Here is a 17,528-nt window from a genome sequence, read left to right as displayed (position 1 = left end):
ATAAATTATTCAGCATAGAAGATGTTTTTATACGAAAGAGGTTTTTATGACTCAAGAACAATGTGCTAGACTGTTACCTCAAAAGCCCTCAAGATGGGCCAAAATTCTACTTAACCGAAAGGTTCCCATCCTCCTATTCTTCTTACTGGAATTGGCCTTTCTTGTCTTTTCATATCTCAGTCTACAAGAGCATTTCCCATCCATTATCTTATGGGAACACTTGTTGAGTGTCTTTACCTTCTTTTACTTGCTCAATCGTTCCATGAATTCTCGTTCCAAACTGTCCTGGGTGATTATCATTGCACTCTTTCCAATTTTTGGGACGGCTCTGCTTTACTTTTCGTTAGCTGATTTGGGTGTGAGACGCTTGAAGAAGCGGCTTGAGGATGTTACAGTGCAGGCATCTGACTATCTAAGCACAGATCCAGAAGTTGCTGATTATTTATCCCAAAGTGATCGCCAATTACAGAAATTAGCTTATTTTTTGGAGCATAGTCCAGCCAAGTTTCCTATCTACAGAAACACAGAGGTTACCTATTTTCCACTTGGAGATGACATGCTTCCAGCCTTGTTGGAGGATTTGAAAAAGGCAGAGCGTTATATCTTCATGGAATATTTCATCATTGACGAAGGGATCATGTGGGGCGAGATTTTAGCCATTTTGGAGGAGAAGGCCAAGGCAGGTCTGGACGTTCGTGTCATGTTTGATGGAATGAATGAGATGACTACCTTGTCCTATGATTATATCGAGCGCTTGCACAAGGTTGGGATAAAAGCTCAGGCCTTCTCGCCAGTCAAGCCCATTCTATCAACCTATTACAATTACCGAGACCATCGAAAAATTACAGTAATTGATGGTCAAGTTGCTTATACTGGTGGCGTTAATATCGCTGATGAGTATGTCAATAAACGAGAACGCTTTGGTCATTGGAAGGACACGGCCCTTCGATTAGATGGTTCAGCAGTTCAAACGCTAAAAACTCTCTTTTTGACCATGTGGACAGTGACTGGAATAGAAGATAAAAGGGATATGGAGCGCTATCTACAAGAAAAACCTCAACAAAGGAAGGGTCAAGGCTTGGTTCTTCCTTATGGCAATTCTCCATTGACTTATCATAAGGTGGCTGAGGATGTTTATCTTCATTTACTGAATACATCGACCGATTATGTTCACATCATGACCCCTTATTTGATCTTGGATGACGAATTGGTTAGAGCCATGACTTTTGCGGCCAAACGAGGAGTAGATGTTCGGATCATTATGCCAGGGATTCCAGATAAACAGTATGCCTTTGATATTGCGACGACCTATTTTAAAGTGCTCTTGGATGCTGGCGTCCGTATTTTCCGTTATACCCCAGGCTTTGTCCATGCTAAAGTTTATGTATCTGATGACAAACAAGCTGTTGTAGGAACCATTAATACAGACTACCGAAGTCTCTATCAAAATTTTGAAGATGGGGTTTATCTCTACAAAAATCTGGAAGTGCTTAAGATTGAAGAAGATTTTGAGAAAACCCAGGCTCTCTCAGAGGAAGTTACTCTGGATAGCTTGTCTAAAATGCCTATAGCTCATCGTCTGAGTGGCTATCTCTTTTCTTTGATTGGACCTTTGATGTAGATGGAGTTACTTCTTATTTGTATGCTATAATATTTTAAACAAATAGCTAGCAAGTCGTTACTTGATGAAATCTACTTCTTGACTCTAGCGATTAGTATGATATAATAGTCTCATGCGATGAGTCGATTGGCTCTTAGGAGCCTTTTGCGCTGAGGAGGTCTACATTCAATTGTAACGCAGGAGCGGACCTTGAATAGTTGTGTGAACCGGCTGTTCTCACTGAAAGGTGCCTCGAATCCTGGTCTTCGGATCAGGATTTTTTTGTACCTTCAAAGGCCCAAAACTATTATAATACAGTTGCTACAAAGTTATGTTGGTGTTATAATATAGTGAAGTGCCTAGGTCAGAAAGGAGTGGAGTTGATTGGGAGATTTCTATCATTCTAATGATTCAGCATCTACAGATTATTCGCATAAAATTGAAGAGCTTGAAAACTCTAAACCATTTCAGGATGCTATCGGATTGATTCGAGAACAGATGAAGAACAATCTTCAGTGGAATGTTTTGCGATCCTTTGGTATAATTTGCGCCATACTGTCTCTCATTTTATTGCGTTTTGCAGCTATTCCTTTGATCCTTTTAGTTGTTGGTTTGTATTATTGGCCGCAATATAAAAAACGAAAAGCCTTGTTTGGGGATCGAATTCGTTCGAACGATGAGATCTATCTTGATGATATCCTGTCGCCTGTATTAAAGGAAGTTTTTCCTAAGGCTTCGATCAAAGAGGACGGTTCCATCCCTTCTGAAGCTCTCTCGCATTTATGTCCTCGGTCGACTGATTTTCTATGTTTTAAAGAGCTATCGTTTCATGATGACAAAGAGCTGACGGTGTCAAATCTCTATGCCCATCATACGGAGACTCGTTACCGGACATCTAATGGACATATGAGGACGGAACATGTGGAAGTTACAGATTTCCTTGGACAAGTGTTCTCTTTATGTCTACCGATCAATTTCTCCGGTCATCTTCGGGTTGTGCCAACCAAGAAATCCTTTCTTTTTAAGAGAGAGGTAAATGGGGTTTATCCTGGAGCCAGAGGAAATGAAGTTCAGATTGAAACAGAGGATATTCGCAATAACGAGAATTACAATATCTACTGCACGGATGAACTGTCTGCTCGTAAATTTCTCACCCCTAAGATGTTGGAATGGTTTGATCGACAAATTTCTCAAAATGCCATGTGTGTATTTTTGAAAGACAAGAAACTATTTATTTCTTTGTATACCGATCGCTATATCTTTCCGACGCCCCAAAAACCAGAAGATATTGATCAACTATCCTTGGTATCTGAATATCATAAATTATGCAGAGAGCTAGCTTTAATTAAAGAAATAACAGCAATTTTTGAAGGAGAAGCATCATGAATCTCATTATCGGCTTAATCATATTTGTTGCCCTATTGGCTATTTGGTTTATTAGTGTAGGAAATCGTCTCAATCGCTATCTAGTGACCATTGAAGAATCAAAGAGAACGGTCGATATCGTTCTCGTAAAACGCTATGATACCATTTCGGAAATGTTAAAAGTAGCCAAAGCTTATGCCAAACATGAGCAACAGATTTTCACTGATTTAGTTGCTTTACGCCAAGGAGCGACTATTCAAGAATCCAACCAAGTTATTACCAATCAAAATGATGTCTTGGCACAAATTCGTGCAGTCGGTGAAAACTATCCAGAGCTCTTGTCTTCTAACCAATTCTTGGCCTTGCAAAAGGAAATTGCTGACGAAAATGAAGATCTTGCTGCAGCGAAGCGAATTGTCAACAGTAATGTCAGCCACATCAATCAAGAAATTGTTTCCTTTCCAGCGTCTATCGTAGCAGGTGTAAAGGGGATCCATCAAGTTCCATTCCTTGCTGAAGAAACACAAGGTAAGAAAGATTTAAGCGACTTGAACTATGACCTGAACTAAAGAGCTATTTATGATAAATAACCATCAAGAATCCTGGTCTTAGAATCAGGATTTTTTCCTACTGTTGGTACTTTTCATTTATGTTAAAAAATTGTATAATAGTACAAATACTCAATTTTTAGAAAATTTTGAAAGAGGATTTACTATGGGATACACAGTTGCTGTTGTCGGTGCTACAGGTGCCGTTGGTGCTCAAATGATCAAAATGTTGGAAGAATCTACTCTTCCAATCGATAAAATTCGCTACCTTGCGTCAGCACGTTCTGCAGGAAAAGTCTTGCAATTCAAAGGGAAAGACGTGACCATCGAAGAAACGACTGAAGATGCTTTTGAAGGCGTTGATATTGCTCTTTTCTCAGCTGGTGGATCAACTTCTGCAAAATACGCACCTTATGCTGTTAAGGCAGGCGCAGTAGTGGTTGATAACACTTCTTATTTCCGTCAAAATCCGGATGTCCCATTGGTTGTTCCTGAAGTGAATGCACATGCGCTTGATGCTCACAACGGAATCATCTCTTGTCCAAACTGTTCAACCATTCAAATGATGGTGGCTCTTGAACCCGTTCGTCAAAAATGGGGCTTGGACCGTATCATCGTGTCTACTTACCAAGCTGTATCAGGTGCTGGTATGGGAGCTATTCTTGAAACCCAACGTGAGTTGAAGGAAGTCTTGAATGATGGGGTCAACCCACGCGATGTCAAAGCGGAAATCTTGCCATGTGGTGGTGATAAAAAACATTACCCAATTGCTTTCAACGCTCTTCCACAAATCGACGTCTTCACAGAAAACGACTATACTTACGAAGAAATGAAGATGACAAACGAAACCAAGAAAATCATGGAAGATGATAGCATTGCCGTTTCAGCAACTTGTGTGCGGATTCCAGTCTTGTCAGCTCACTCAGAGTCAGTCTACATTGAAACAAAAGAAGTGGCACCAATTGACGAAGTGAAAGCTGCTATTGCAGAATTCCCAGGTGCCGTCCTTGAAGACGATGTCGCTCACCAAGTTTATCCGCAAGCGGTTAATGCGGTCGGTTCACGCGATACCTTCGTTGGACGGATTCGTAAAGACTTGGATGCTGAAAAAGGAATCCACATGTGGGTGGTTTCAGATAACCTCCTTAAAGGAGCTGCCTGGAACTCAGTCCAAATCGCAGAAACTCTTCACGAACGTGGACTCGTACGTCCAACAGCTGAATTGAAGTTTGAATTGAAATAGGGAGCGAAACAGAAATCAGTAACTCGAAGAGTTTGATTTCGTAGTTTCGCCCCCGCACAGTTGATTAGGTTATCTTTAGTTATTTGATAGCATGTTAAAACTTAAGGAAGGACTTACTTCGTAAGTTTTATCTGCCACCTCAAAGCAATGCTTTGAGCAATCAACAATTGCGTCACGAAACAGAAATCAGCAACTCGAAGAGTTTGATTTCTTCCTCAGCTTTCTAACGAATCAACTTGTTTTATGAACAGATCATGAGGCAAAGGCAAGCAAGCCCCAGCCTCTTTCTTATATAGAGAAAGGTTTTTCTATGTCTTATAATGATTTAAAAGATTGTAAAATCATCACTGCATTTATCACCCCCTTCCATGAAGATGGGAGCATTAATTTTGACGCTCTTCCTGACTTGATCGAGCACCTCTTGGCTCATCATACAGATGGGATTCTCTTAGCTGGAACGACTGCAGAAAGTCCAACTCTGACCCACGATGAGGAATTACAACTCTTTGCGGCTGTTCAAAAGATTGTCAATGGTCGAGTTCCTTTGATCGCTGGTGTGGGAACCAATGAAACCCGCGACTCGATTGAGTTCGTTAAAGAAGTGGATGCTTTTGGTGGCTTTGCAGCAGGATTGGCTATCGTCCCTTACTACAACAAACCATCGCAAGAAGGAATGTATCAACACTTTAAAGCGATTGCGGATGCATCTAATCTTCCGATTATTATCTACAATATTCCTGGACGCGTGGTTGTGGAAATGACGCCTGAAACCATGCTTCGTTTGGCAGAACACCCAAATATCATTGGGGTAAAAGAGTGCACAACCCTTGCTAATATGGCCTATTTGATTGAACACAAGCCAGAAGAATTTCTGGTCTATACAGGGGAAGATGGAGATGCTTTCCATGCGATGAACCTTGGGGCTGATGGAGTGATCTCAGTGGCTTCTCATACAAATGGAGATGAAATGCATGATATGTTCCAAGCCATTGAACACAACGATATTAAAAAGGCTGCGGCTATCCAACGTCAATTTATCCCTAAAGTCAATGCTCTCTTCTCATATCCGAGTCCAGCTCCTGTCAAAGCTGTCTTAAACTATATGGGCTTTGAAGCAGGGCCAACTCGTTTACCATTGGTGCCAGCACCGGCAGAAGAAGCGAAGCGCATCATCAAGGTCGTAGTAGATGGGGATTACCATGCAACCAAAGAGATCATTACGGGAGTTCTTCGTCCGGATTATTAATAAAATTGTCATGAGGAATGTATGTCAGAGATAGAGAAAACAGAGTTAGAAAAAACGGATTCGGAGAAATCAGAACTAGAAAAATTTAAAGAACGTCATAGCCTTGAAAAGTTAAATGGTGTGATAGTCCATGATAAACCGACCATTAAAACAGGTGAAAAAGCTGGATGCATCGGCGCTCTCTTACTTTTAATTGGATTTGGAACAGGAATTATTTTGTTCCTAGTTCATTTCATATTTGATTTCGATTCCAAGCTACTCAATCTTCTTTGGGAAACGATAGCAGCTTTAGGATTCATTTTTAGTTTAGTAGGGGCTTTTCAAATCGGTCCTCTTACAATACACCGCTACTCAAGAGAAGCCGATAAGGATAAACATTTTGAAATTGATAGAGCCTATAATCTCTATAATGTTCTCTATAAACCGACTAAAACAGTCCTTCTCCAATATGATAGTGACGAAGATCAACTGATTGCTGTCAATGCTGGTGGTGAACTATTAGTGGAACTCCTTAGAAAAATAGAGATGGAGAAGTTACCTCTGAAGAAGATTTTGAAGACCTTCCGTTTGGACCATGTCTCTGACCATCTTTGGAGATTAGCCTACAGCTATAAAAAAGAAGATGTGGTCATGGAAAAAAGTGATCGTTAGATTTTTTCATCCAATCAACTACACTAAGTCCTGAAAAGAGCTTTGATTCTTGGCAAAAAAATTATATAATAAAGTAGTAGGTCTTCATTTCTTTCTAAGGGAAATGGAGTATTCATGAAAATTTAAACATAAAGGAGACTCCGATGGAAGTCATTAAACGTAGTGGAGAAGTGGTTGAATTCAACCCAGATAAAATTTACCAAGCTATTTTGAAAGCTGCGCAAGTGGTCTATGTTTTGACAGATGATTTGCGACAAAACCTAGCTCAAGTGACCAAGAAAGTTGCTATGGATTTGGATGAAGCACAAGTAGAACGCGCAACCATCAGCATGATCCAATCAATGGTTGAGCACCGTTTACTTGGTGCTGGTTATATTACCATTGCAGAACACTACATTTCTTATCGCTTGCAACGCGATTTGGAACGGAGCGGCTATGGTGATCATATCGCCGTGCATTTGCATTTTGAGCAAATTCGCTAGAATATAAAAATGAAGTTACCTAGCTAGCTTCATTTTTTGTATTCTCGTTTAAGGCTGAGAATTCAAGAAAACATGGTATAATAGAAGAGATTGAACTGGAAAGGAATGGAGAACATGGCAACTATACAATGGTTTCCTGGACACATGTCCAAAGCTAGAAGACAAGTACAAGAAAATTTAAAATTTGTGGATTTTGTGACGGTTCTGGTAGATGCTCGTTTGCCACTATCAAGCCAAAATCCTATGTTAACCAAAATTGTTGGTGATAAGCCTAAATTAATGATTTTGAACAAGGTAGACTTGGCAGATCCTGTGGCAACAAAAGAATGGCAGGACTATTTTGAGTCTCAAGGCATTAAAACCTTGGCGATCAACTCCAAAGAGCAATCTACGGTTAAGAAGGTCACAGATGCTGCTAAGTCTTTGATGGCCGATAAAATTGCTCGTCAGAAGGAACGAGGGATTCAGATTGAAACCCTTCGGACCATGATTATCGGGATTCCTAATGCCGGGAAATCAACTCTTATGAACCGCTTAGCGGGGAAAAAGATTGCTGTTGTTGGAAATAAACCAGGGGTGACCAAGGGGCAACAATGGTTGAAAACCAATAAAGACCTTGAAATCTTGGATACCCCAGGGATTCTCTGGCCAAAGTTTGAAGATGAAGAAGTGGCTTTAAAGCTCGCCTTAACAGGAGCGATAAAGGATCAGTTGCTTCCAATGGATGAAGTGACCATCTTTGGCCTTAACTATTTTAAAGAGCATTATCCAGCTGTTTTGCAGGAACGTTTTAAACAAATGGATCTGGAACAAGAAGCTCCTGAAATCATTATGGAAATGACCCAGAAATTAGGATTTCGTGAAGATTACGACCGTTTTTACCAACTCTTTGTCAAAGATGTTCGCGATGGGAAATTGGGACGGTATACCCTTGATCGTGTAGGTGAAATAGATGCCAACGATTAAAGAAATCAAAGAGCGTTTGGCAACGATTGACGATCTAGATCATCCCTTATTTGAAGAATTGATCCTTGATGGTCGAGCAGGCGTTCAAGCGGCTATCAGCAAACGAAAACGCGAACTCCAAAAACAAGTGGACGAAGATTTGCGTTTGGAAAAAATGCTAGCCTATGAAAAAGAACTTTATACTCAAGGGATTCACCTTATTGCAGGTGTGGATGAAGTAGGGAGAGGTCCTCTGGCTGGCCCTGTCGTCGCAGCAGCCGTCATTCTGCCGAAAGCTTGTAAGATTCCAGGACTCAACGATAGTAAAAAGATTCCAAAATCCAAACACAAGGAAATCTATGAGGCTGTGCTCCAAAACGCCATTGCGATTGGAATCGGCATTAAGGACAATCACGTGATTGACCAGGTTAATATCTATGAAGCTACGAAGCTAGCCATGTTGGAAGCCATTGGTCAGCTAGAGCCTCAACCCCAGCATCTTTTGATTGATGCCATGAAGTTAGATCTTCCTATTCCCCAAACTAGTATCATCAAAGGGGATGCCAACTCCTTATCCATTGCTGCAGCATCCATCGTAGCCAAGGTGACTCGGGATCAGATGATGGAAGAGTTTGATAAAGAATATCCGGGTTATGATTTTGCGAAGAACGCTGGCTATGGGACGGCTAAGCATCTGGCTGGCCTCGTCCAACTGGGAGTGACTCCTATCCATCGGCGTTCATTTGAACCCGTCAAATCAATGTGTGAGGATTAGGTTATGCTATTTACCATCGATATCGGAGGGACCTTTATAAAGTACGGTCTGATGGATGCAGACTATCAATTGATCCGTACAGACAAAATCCCAACACCATCTACGATTGAGGACTTTTGGCAAGGATTAGAAGGAATCGTTGCTCCTGTACGGGAAGAAATCGAGGGAATCGCCATTTCATGCCCTGGTGAGATCCAAAAGAGCCTTGGCTTTGTCTTTCGAGGTGGTCTCATTCCATATTTGCGAGGCATTCCTCTAGCCAGTAGACTAGAACAAACATTTCAAGTACCCGTCACCGTTCTTAATGATGGAGAAGCTGCTGGTCTAGCGGAAGCAAGGCTTGGTAATCTAAAAGATTGTCCTTGCGGTGCGACCTTGGTCTTAGGGACTGGAGTTGGTCTTGCTCTTCTTTCGAATGGTGACCTATTGAGAGGATGGCAACTGACAGAATACATTCGGTCTATTGATAAGGCAGAAAGAACACCAGAAAATCGCCGCTTTCATCGCGAACTCTTTTTGCAAGGCATTTCCAATCTTTTGGAAAACACCGGTTCTGCTGTTCGATTTGTTGAGAAAGCTAGTCACATCTTGAAGCTAGAAAAGCCAGACGGCATAGCTGTTTTCAAGGCACTTGATCAAGGAGGCCGTGAGGAACTAACATCCTTGTTTCAGGAGTATTGTCACGATATTGCTATTCTGATTTTTAATCTTCAATCTTTGCTCCTGATTGAAAAGGTGACGATTGGAGGGGGCATTAGTAGTCAACCACTATTGATCGATGAGATCAGTCGACAATACCATGAGCTACTCTCTCAAAAAGGGCATAAACAATTTGAGGTCTTGCCCATCCAAGCGGCTCGCTTCCATAATGAAAGCAACTTGATTGGTACCGCATCTTACTTTTATTCTTCGACACATCAAAAAAAGTTCTAGAAATAGAGCTTTTTTCTTTTCTTTTTCGAATAAATAAGTGAGAGGAAGTAGAAGGTGACCATGGAGAAATTTGAAATCTTTAAATTAAAAGAAGCCGGTTTATCAAATGAGCAAGTCTTGAGAGTCTTGGACTACTGTAGGAAAGAGCAAGTCTTACCAAGCTTAGAAGAGATAGCGAGGATCGCTCGCTGTCGCAGTATCCTTCATTTTGTAGACAAATACCGGCAACTGGATGAAGACCATTTACACAAGGAGTTTGAACGGTTCCCATCTCTATCCATTTTTAATCCTGAATACCCTGAGGAATTGTTACAGATCTACAATCCTCCTGTACTCCTTTTTTACCAAGGAGACTTGCAACTGTTAACCAGACCAAAAATTGCAGTTGTTGGAGCTCGGGAGACCACGCGAGAAGGGGTTCGTTCTGTCGAGAAGATAATTAAGGAACTTGGGAATGAATTGGTCATTGTTAGTGGACTTGCTAAGGGGATTGATGCGACAGCACATTATGCCAGCATTCGCAATGGTGGCAAGACTATCGGAGTGATAGGAACGGGACTGGATGTCTTTTATCCTAAAAGCAATCAGAGATTACAGTCCCATATGGGGGAACACCATCTGATCTTGAGCGAGTATGGTCCAGGGCAGGCACCACTTAAGTTTCATTTTCCTGAGAGAAATCGCATCATTGCTGGTCTCTGTCAGGCAGTGATTGTGGCAGAGGCGCGACTCCGTTCAGGCAGTTTGATTACTTGTGAGCGTGCTATGGAAGAAGGCCGAGACGTTTTCGCTATTCCAGGAAATATTTTAGATGGAAAATCTGCAGGCTGCCATCACCTAATTCAAGAAGGAGCAAAGCTTATCACATCAGGCCAGGACATTCTTGATGAATTGAAATACGAATTGTGATTTTCCTATAGGAGAAGTTCCTAGTTGACATCTTTCTTAAAATGTATTAAACTCAATGAGATTTATACAATACAGAGGGATAAAACGTGGTAACAAAAAAGAAAAGCAGTACAACCAAGAAAAATTTGGTGATTGTGGAGTCTCCTGCTAAGGCCAAAACAATCGAGAAATACCTTGGTCGTAACTACAAAGTCATGGCCAGTGTTGGCCATATTCGGGACCTGAAAAAATCTACGATGTCGATCGACTTCGACAATAACTATGAACCGGAGTATATCAATATTCGCGGAAAAGGTCCCTTGATCAATGATTTGAAAAAAGAAGCTAAAAAAGCCAAACAAGTCTTTCTCGCAAGTGACCCGGACCGAGAAGGAGAAGCTATTTCTTGGCATTTAGCGCATATTTTGAACTTGGATGCCAAAGAAAAAAACCGTGTGGTCTTTAACGAAATCACCAAGGATGCAGTTAAAAACGCCTTTAAAGAACCGCGCCAAATCGATATGGACTTGGTCGATGCCCAACAAGCACGTCGGGTCTTGGACCGGATTGTAGGGTATTCAATTTCGCCTATTCTTTGGAAAAAGGTTAAAAAAGGACTTTCTGCAGGGCGCGTGCAATCTGTTGCTCTCAAATTAATCATTGATCGCGAAAACGAAATTAATGATTTCAAACCGGAAGAATATTGGACCATTGATGGCGTCTTTAAAAAAGGGACCAAGCAATTCCAAGCCAGCTTCTATGGGATTGATGGCAAGAAGATGAAGCTCAACACCAATGAAGAGGTGAAAGCTGTTCTTGAACGCTTAGATGGCAAAGATTTTACCGTTGAAAAGGTGGAAAAGAAAGAACGTCGACGGAATGCGCCACTTCCATACACCACCTCTTCCATGCAGATGGATGCTGCCAATAAGATCAACTTCCGTACACGTAAGACCATGATGGTCGCTCAGCAATTGTATGAAGGAATCAATATTGGCTCTGGTGTTCAAGGTTTGATTACCTATATGCGTACCGATTCTACACGGATCAGTCCAGTTGCGCAAAATGAGGCAGCTAACTTTATCGTAGATCGCTTTGGTGAGAAATATTCCAAGCATGGAAGCCGCGTGAAGAATGCTTCTGGTGCCCAAGATGCCCACGAAGCGATTCGTCCATCCAGCGTCTTCAATACACCTGAAAGCATTGCTAAATACTTGGACAAAGACCAACTCAAGCTCTACACCTTGATTTGGAACCGCTTTGTAGCTAGTCAAATGACTGCAGCTGTCTTTGATACCATGAATGTCCGTTTAGGTCAAAATGGGGTTCAGTATACGGCAAACGGAAGCCAAGTGAAGTTTGATGGTTATTTGGCGATTTATAACGACTCAGATAAGAACAAGATGTTGCCGGATATGGTAGAAGGCGATATCGTTAAGCAAGTCAATAGCAAGCCTGAGCAACACTTTACCCAACCACCTGCTCGATATTCTGAAGCGACCTTGATTAAGACCTTAGAAGAAAATGGGGTTGGTCGTCCTTCAACCTATGCTCCGACGATTGAGACCATTCAAAAACGCTATTATGTGAAGCTGGTAGCCAAACGCTTTGAACCAACAGAGTTAGGGGAAATCGTTAATAAACTGATCGTTGAATTCTTCCCAGATATTGTCAATGTAACCTTCACAGCAGAAATGGAAGGGAAACTCGATGATGTCGAACTCGGAAAAGAAGAGTGGCAAAAAGTCATCGATGCCTTCTACAAACCATTCTCTAAGGAAGTCGCAAAGGCTGAAGAAGAGATGGAAAAAATCCAAATTAAAGACGAACCAGCTGGTTTTGATTGTGAAGTTTGTGGAAGCCCGATGGTGATTAAATTAGGACGTTTTGGTAAGTTCTATGCTTGTAGTAATTTCCCAGATTGTCGTCATACCCAGGCCATTGTCAAAGAAATCGGCGTGGAGTGTCCTGACTGTCATCAGGGACAAATCATCGAACGGAAAACCAAGCGCAATCGTATCTTCTATGGATGCAATCGCTATCCAGAGTGTGAATTTACCTCTTGGGATAAGCCGATCGGTCGGGATTGTCCAAAATGTAGCCACTACTTAGTTGAGAAAAAAGTTCGTGGTGGCGGCAAACAAGTCGTATGTAGCAATGGCGACTACGAAGAAGAAAAAGTGAAATAAGTTTTCAAACAATTCAATGTCTATTATAACGGCAATTTTTATAAATGTCTGTTACAATAGACATTTTGTGTTTTTTTCGTTATAATAGACATAAGGAGGTGGGCTTATGTATCTTGCCTTGATTGCAGATGTGATTGATTCCAAAATCGTACAAGAACGTTTTGATCTGCAAAAACAGTTAGAAAAAACGCTTCAAAAGATCAATGAGCTTTTTAAAGACTGCCTAGCATCGGCTTTTACCTTAACTTTGGGCGATGAGTTTCAGGCGCTTTTGAAAGTAGAGGCTCCCGTTTTTCAAATTATCGATACCTTGCGTTCAGAACTAAAACCGACTCAACTTCGTTTCGGCATTGGCCTCGGGGAGATTGTAACGGATATTGATCCTCTGCAAAGTATCGGTGCAGATGGACCAGCCTATTGGAATGCACGCGCAGCCATTAATCTGGTCCATCAGAAAAATGATTATGGCAATACCCAGATCTATTTTTTGAGCGGTAATGACAACCAGGACTTAGTGGTGAATGCGCTCATCGCTTCTGGAGAGGCCATACGTTCGGGCTGGAGAGAGAGTCAGGAAGAGATCCTGCTCAATCTGCTAAAGAGATCTGTCTATAGTGAAAACTTTAGTCAGCAAGATTTGGCTCAATCGCTAGGGCTTAACCCAAGTGCTCTGTCCAAGCGCTTAAAAAGTAGCAGTATTCGTGTTTATTTACGGGGACGAGCAGCAACACTAGCTTGTATTCATAGCTTAGAGAAAGGAGAGGCCCATGAGCGGATTGTCTAGTATCGTAACGAATCCATATTTGATCCTCTTGTTGATTTGTCATTTGTTATCGGATTATTATTTTCAAAGTCAGAAGATGGCGGATCGCAAGGATCAGGATAAGAAGGTGCTCGGACTTCACATTCTGTATGTGGCTTTGCCTTTGTTCGTTGTTTCGCTCTTTCATTTAGACTTGTGGTGGATTTGCTTGGTCATTTTACTAACTCATGCTGGAATAGATTTCTTAAAACCGATCGTGCAGAAGCAATTGAAATTACCAACCGCATGGACCTTTGCCTTGGATCAAGTCTTGCATATTGGCATCTTGACGTGTCTAGTCCTTTTAGGAGCGAAGAATGGTTCGACCTATCTGCCTCTGGACACTTTAAATCTAATCTTTTATGTCCTCCTAGTTGGGAAACCGAGCAATATTGCCTTTAAAATTCTGTTTGCCAAGTATCAACCCACCAGCAAGAAGAAAATGGATACGATCACTGGGGCTGGTTCCATGATTGGCTTTTTAGAGCGTTTGGTGATCGGCGCTTGTCTCACCTATGGGCAATTTGCTTCTATCGGCCTAGTATTTACAGCCAAATCCATCGCCCGCTACAATAAAATTTCGGAGAATCCAGCCTTTGCGGAGTATTACTTGATCGGGTCCTTGTTCAGTATCCTCTCTGCCCTCTTAGCAGCTTGGTTGTGTCTATAAGAAAATAAATAGTAAAGTCTAAGACAGGAAGGAAAAGCTTCCCTGTCTTTTTACTTGGCTTTTTGGTATAATGGACCAAGTAGAAAATTAGAAAGATTTGTGGGTGTCTAACAGTTCAGTGAGGTGTTTTGATACCCAAAGAGGTATTAGTGTCATGTCTCAATCTTATATCAATGTGATCGGTGCGGGCCTTGCAGGCTCGGAAGCAGCTTACCAGATTGCCCAACAGGGAATTCCGGTCAAGCTCTATGAAATGCGTGGGGTCAAATCCACTCCGCAACATAAAACAGACAACTTTGCTGAGTTAGTGTGTTCCAACTCTCTTCGTGGGGATTCTCTCACCAATGCTGTCGGGCTCCTCAAAGAAGAAATGCGCCGTCTTGGTTCTGTCATCCTTGAAGCAGCAGAAGCGACTCGTGTACCAGCTGGTGGAGCACTGGCAGTGGACCGGGAAGGCTTTGCTAGTCGGGTAACGGAGAAGGTATCCCAACACCCTCTTATTGAAGTCATTCGTGATGAAATTACGGAATTGCCGACAGATGCCATCACAGTGGTCGCAACAGGGCCTCTAACCAGTGATGCCTTGGCAGAAAAGATCCATGCCCTCAATGGTGGAGATGGTTTCTATTTCTATGATGCAGCAGCTCCAATCATCGATGTCAATACGGTCGATATGAACAAGGTCTATCTCAAGTCACGCTATGACAAGGGAGAAGCAGCCTATCTCAACTGCCCAATGACCAAACAAGAATTTATGGATTTTCACGAGGCCTTGGTCAATGCAGAAGAAGCCCCGCTCAACTCTTTTGAAAAAGAAAAGTATTTTGAAGGTTGTATGCCCATTGAAGTCATGGCCAAACGAGGCATCAAAACTATGCTCTATGGCCCTATGAAACCAGTTGGACTCGAGTATCCAGATGATTACAAAGGGCCACGTGATGGGGAGTTTAAGACACCCTATGCAGTCGTTCAGTTGCGCCAAGACAATGCGGCTGCCAGCCTCTACAATATCGTTGGCTTCCAAACTCACCTTAAATGGGGCGAACAAAAACGGGTCTTCCAAATGATTCCAGGTTTGGAACATGCGGAGTTTGTCAGATACGGAGTCATGCACCGCAATTCCTACATGGATTCTCCAAATCTGCTTGAACAAACCTACCGTTCTAAGAAACAACCGAACCTCTTCTTTGCAGGCCAAATGACAGGGGTAGAAGGCTATGTTGAGTCAGCAGCCTCAGGTTTGGTAGCTGGAATCAATGCAGCTCGCCTTTTCAAAGGAGAAGAAGCAGCGATTTTCCCTGAAACGACAGCTATCGGAAGCCTGGCTCACTATATTACCCATGCCGACAGCAAGCATTTCCAACCGATGAATGTCAATTTTGGAATTATCAAGGAGCTGGAAGGACCACGCATTCGAGATAAAAAGGAACGGTATGAGAAAATTGCCGAACGTTCTTTACAAGATTTGGCTCAGTTTATGGAAAAATAACTCAAGAAAGGAAAAAGTTTGGAGAAAATCCAGACTTTTTCTTCTAAAAATGGTATAATGAATAAAATTTAGAATATAGAGAGTTTTCTGACAATGAACAAATCCTATTTTTATTTAGATATGAAGACACACGAGTTGAAAGTGCCTTATACCGGAAAACTCCGTCGTGTGCGAGTCTTATTACCTAAGAATTATGAAACGGATACTGATAGACGTTACCCTGTGGTTTATTTTCACGATGGGCAAAACGTTTTGTACAGCAAGGAAGCTTATGCGGGTCATTCCTGGAAAGTCATTCCAGCTATTAAGCGGAATCCCGATATTAGTCGCATGATTGTTGTTGCGATCGATAATGATGGTTTCCAACGCATGAATGAATACTCTGCCTGGAAGTACAAGGAATCCAATATTCCTGGCATGCAATTTGGTGGCAAGGGAGTTGAGTACGGCGAATTTGTCATGGAGGTGGTGAAACCTTTTATCGACCAAGAATACCGGACTCTTGCTGATCGAGAACATACGGCCATGATTGGATCTTCCTTGGGTGGGAATATTACCCAATTCTTGGGCTTAGAGTACCAAGACCAAATTGGTTGTCTGGGAGTCTTCTCCTCTGCTAACTGGTTGCACCAAGAGGCCTTTGACCGCTATATCGAGCGCAAGAATCTATATGCAGATCAACGGATCTACATCTATGTGGGGACTGAAGAGGCGGATGATACAGATAAAACGCTGATGGCGGGGAATATCAAGCAAGCCTATATTGACTCATCCCTTCGTTACTATCACGATGTCATTCAACAAGGAGTCGATCTCAATCATATTGCCATTCGGATTCAATCCGGTGCTATTCACCATGAAGAAGCTTGGGCTGAACATTTACCAGAATGCCTTCGTTTTTTGGCAGAAAAATGGGATTAATAGCCTGTAAATAAAGAATTATAGAGAAAGAGGGAACTTATGAATATTGAACATTTAAGCCACTGGAGTGGCCAACTCAACCGTGAAATGTATTTGAATCGCTATGGACACGCAGGGATTCCTGTTGTAGTCTTTGCTTCATCAGGTGGAAGCCATAACGAGTACTATGACTTTGGTATGATTGATGCTTGTGCTCAGTTTATCGAAGAAGGACGGGTTCAATTCTTTACCCTTTCGAGTGTGGATAGTGATAGCTGGCTTTGTAATTGGAAGAATCCTCACGATCGAGCAGAAATGCACCGAGCTTATGAACGCTATGTGATTGAAGAAGCCATTCCTTTTATCAAACACAAAACAGGCTGGTTTAATCCGATGATGACAACTGGTTGCTCTATGGGAGCCTACCACGCGCTCAATTTCTTCTTGCAACATCCAGATGTCTTCAACAAAGTGATTGCCTTGAGTGGTGTCTATGACGCTCGTTTCTTTGTTGGTGATTTTGGAGGCGATGAAGCCATTTACCAAAATTCTCCATCTGATTATATTTGGAACCAAAATGATGGCTGGTTTATCGATCGTTACCGTCAGGCCGAAATCGTTATTTGTACTGGTTTAGGAGCTTGGGAACAAGATGGACTTCCATCTTTCTACAAACTGAAAGAAGCCTTTGATCACAAAAATATTCCTGCATGGTTCGCTGAATGGGGACATGATGTTGCCCACGATTGGGAATGGTGGCGCAAACAAATGCCATACTTCCTAGGCCAAATGCATCTTTAAG

Annotated in this window: 17 protein-coding genes; all 17 read left to right on the top strand. The window is 42.0% G+C overall.

What is annotated here, in order from left to right:
* Nucleotides 1-46 precede the first annotated feature (46 nt).
* The 17 genes from cls to HMPREF2926_RS01445 all read left to right on the top strand — a co-directional run bounded on the left by cls (nt 47) and on the right by HMPREF2926_RS01445 (nt 17,527).
* Nucleotides 47-1,621: a cardiolipin synthase gene (cls, locus tag HMPREF2926_RS01525; RefSeq protein WP_070586225.1), complete on the top strand. Its 1,575-nt coding sequence runs from the start codon at nt 47-49 to the stop codon at nt 1,619-1,621.
* Nucleotides 1,622-1,984: 363 nt separating this feature from the next.
* On the top strand, nt 1,985-2,986 hold the full coding sequence (locus tag HMPREF2926_RS01520) for a DUF3137 domain-containing protein (protein ID WP_070586224.1): 1,002 nt from the start codon (nt 1,985-1,987) through the stop codon (nt 2,984-2,986).
* Nucleotides 2,983-3,534: a LemA family protein gene (locus HMPREF2926_RS01515; RefSeq protein WP_024055977.1), complete on the top strand. Its 552-nt coding sequence runs from the start codon at nt 2,983-2,985 to the stop codon at nt 3,532-3,534. Before HMPREF2926_RS01520 ends, HMPREF2926_RS01515 begins: the two co-directional genes overlap by 4 nt.
* A gap of 145 nt (nt 3,535-3,679) precedes the next feature.
* On the top strand, nt 3,680-4,756 hold the full coding sequence (locus HMPREF2926_RS01510) for an aspartate-semialdehyde dehydrogenase (protein WP_070586223.1): 1,077 nt from the start codon (nt 3,680-3,682) through the stop codon (nt 4,754-4,756).
* A gap of 310 nt (nt 4,757-5,066) precedes the next feature.
* Complete coding sequence (dapA, locus tag HMPREF2926_RS01505) at nt 5,067-6,002, top strand: 4-hydroxy-tetrahydrodipicolinate synthase (protein ID WP_070586222.1); 936 nt, start codon at nt 5,067-5,069, stop codon at nt 6,000-6,002.
* Nucleotides 6,003-6,023: 21 nt separating this feature from the next.
* Entirely contained in the window at nt 6,024-6,653 is a 630-nt protein-coding gene (locus HMPREF2926_RS01500; protein WP_070586221.1) for a hypothetical protein, read from the top strand.
* 143 nt (nt 6,654-6,796) lie between these two features.
* Nucleotides 6,797-7,135 carry an ATP cone domain-containing protein gene (locus HMPREF2926_RS01495; RefSeq protein WP_049514815.1) on the top strand — a complete coding sequence of 113 codons (339 nt, stop codon included), beginning with the start codon at nt 6,797-6,799 and terminating at the stop codon, nt 7,133-7,135.
* A gap of 114 nt (nt 7,136-7,249) precedes the next feature.
* Nucleotides 7,250-8,101 carry a ribosome biogenesis GTPase YlqF gene (gene ylqF / locus HMPREF2926_RS01490; protein ID WP_049492892.1) on the top strand — a complete coding sequence of 284 codons (852 nt, stop codon included), beginning with the start codon at nt 7,250-7,252 and terminating at the stop codon, nt 8,099-8,101.
* A complete protein-coding gene (locus tag HMPREF2926_RS01485) occupies nt 8,088-8,855 on the top strand; it encodes a ribonuclease HII (RefSeq protein WP_070586220.1) in 768 nt (255 codons plus the stop codon). Before ylqF ends, HMPREF2926_RS01485 begins: the two co-directional genes overlap by 14 nt.
* 3 nt (nt 8,856-8,858) lie before the next feature.
* Nucleotides 8,859-9,788, top strand: a complete 930-nt coding sequence (locus tag HMPREF2926_RS01480; protein WP_070586219.1) for an ROK family protein — start codon at nt 8,859-8,861, stop codon at nt 9,786-9,788.
* A gap of 60 nt (nt 9,789-9,848) precedes the next feature.
* Complete coding sequence (gene dprA / locus HMPREF2926_RS01475) at nt 9,849-10,697, top strand: DNA-processing protein DprA (protein WP_070586218.1); 849 nt, start codon at nt 9,849-9,851, stop codon at nt 10,695-10,697.
* An 86-nt stretch (nt 10,698-10,783) separates the two neighbouring features.
* A complete protein-coding gene (gene topA, locus HMPREF2926_RS01470) occupies nt 10,784-12,865 on the top strand; it encodes a type I DNA topoisomerase (protein WP_070586217.1) in 2,082 nt (693 codons plus the stop codon).
* 106 nt (nt 12,866-12,971) lie between these two features.
* Nucleotides 12,972-13,649 carry a SatD family protein gene (locus HMPREF2926_RS01465; protein WP_070586216.1) on the top strand — a complete coding sequence of 226 codons (678 nt, stop codon included), beginning with the start codon at nt 12,972-12,974 and terminating at the stop codon, nt 13,647-13,649.
* The gene (locus HMPREF2926_RS01460; RefSeq protein ID WP_070586215.1) at nt 13,633-14,337 is read left to right on the top strand and encodes a DUF3307 domain-containing protein; all 705 of its coding nucleotides are present in this window, start codon (nt 13,633-13,635) and stop codon (nt 14,335-14,337) included. The genes HMPREF2926_RS01465 and HMPREF2926_RS01460 overlap by 17 nt, the downstream gene beginning before the upstream one ends.
* Nucleotides 14,338-14,491: 154 nt before the next feature.
* The gene (gene trmFO / locus HMPREF2926_RS01455) at nt 14,492-15,826 is read left to right on the top strand and encodes a methylenetetrahydrofolate--tRNA-(uracil(54)-C(5))-methyltransferase (FADH(2)-oxidizing) TrmFO (protein ID WP_031573201.1); all 1,335 of its coding nucleotides are present in this window, start codon (nt 14,492-14,494) and stop codon (nt 15,824-15,826) included.
* A gap of 93 nt (nt 15,827-15,919) precedes the next feature.
* Nucleotides 15,920-16,747 carry an alpha/beta hydrolase gene (locus HMPREF2926_RS01450; protein WP_070586214.1) on the top strand — a complete coding sequence of 276 codons (828 nt, stop codon included), beginning with the start codon at nt 15,920-15,922 and terminating at the stop codon, nt 16,745-16,747.
* A 39-nt stretch (nt 16,748-16,786) separates the two neighbouring features.
* Nucleotides 16,787-17,527, top strand: a complete 741-nt coding sequence (locus tag HMPREF2926_RS01445; protein WP_049507792.1) for an esterase family protein — start codon at nt 16,787-16,789, stop codon at nt 17,525-17,527.
* Nucleotide 17,528: the final 1 nt, after the last annotated feature.

It is taken from the genome of Streptococcus sp. HMSC078D09 (genome assembly GCF_001813675.1).
Lineage (GTDB): Bacteria > Bacillota > Bacilli > Lactobacillales > Streptococcaceae > Streptococcus.
Note: the sequence above shows the minus strand (reverse complement) of the source record. Positions and strands in the feature narration are given on the sequence as shown.

What these genes read in the sequence shown, in the direction of transcription:
- HMPREF2926_RS01445 (WP_049507792.1), top strand. Translation starts at nt 16,787, where the DNA reads ATGAATATTGAACATTTAAGCCACTGGAGTGGCCAACTCAACCGTGAA.
- ylqF (WP_049492892.1), top strand. Translation starts at nt 7,250, where the DNA reads ATGGCAACTATACAATGGTTTCCTGGACACATGTCCAAAGCTAGAAGA.
- HMPREF2926_RS01485 (WP_070586220.1), top strand. Translation starts at nt 8,088, where the DNA reads ATGCCAACGATTAAAGAAATCAAAGAGCGTTTGGCAACGATTGACGAT.
- HMPREF2926_RS01450 (WP_070586214.1), top strand. Translation starts at nt 15,920, where the DNA reads ATGAACAAATCCTATTTTTATTTAGATATGAAGACACACGAGTTGAAA.
- HMPREF2926_RS01500 (WP_070586221.1), top strand. Translation starts at nt 6,024, where the DNA reads ATGTCAGAGATAGAGAAAACAGAGTTAGAAAAAACGGATTCGGAGAAA.
- dprA (WP_070586218.1), top strand. Translation starts at nt 9,849, where the DNA reads ATGGAGAAATTTGAAATCTTTAAATTAAAAGAAGCCGGTTTATCAAAT.
- dapA (WP_070586222.1), top strand. Translation starts at nt 5,067, where the DNA reads ATGTCTTATAATGATTTAAAAGATTGTAAAATCATCACTGCATTTATC.
- HMPREF2926_RS01510 (WP_070586223.1), top strand. Translation starts at nt 3,680, where the DNA reads ATGGGATACACAGTTGCTGTTGTCGGTGCTACAGGTGCCGTTGGTGCT.
- cls (WP_070586225.1), top strand. Translation starts at nt 47, where the DNA reads ATGACTCAAGAACAATGTGCTAGACTGTTACCTCAAAAGCCCTCAAGA.
- HMPREF2926_RS01495 (WP_049514815.1), top strand. Translation starts at nt 6,797, where the DNA reads ATGGAAGTCATTAAACGTAGTGGAGAAGTGGTTGAATTCAACCCAGAT.
- HMPREF2926_RS01460 (WP_070586215.1), top strand. Translation starts at nt 13,633, where the DNA reads ATGAGCGGATTGTCTAGTATCGTAACGAATCCATATTTGATCCTCTTG.
- HMPREF2926_RS01515 (WP_024055977.1), top strand. Translation starts at nt 2,983, where the DNA reads ATGAATCTCATTATCGGCTTAATCATATTTGTTGCCCTATTGGCTATT.
- HMPREF2926_RS01465 (WP_070586216.1), top strand. Translation starts at nt 12,972, where the DNA reads ATGTATCTTGCCTTGATTGCAGATGTGATTGATTCCAAAATCGTACAA.
- HMPREF2926_RS01480 (WP_070586219.1), top strand. Translation starts at nt 8,859, where the DNA reads ATGCTATTTACCATCGATATCGGAGGGACCTTTATAAAGTACGGTCTG.
- trmFO (WP_031573201.1), top strand. Translation starts at nt 14,492, where the DNA reads ATGTCTCAATCTTATATCAATGTGATCGGTGCGGGCCTTGCAGGCTCG.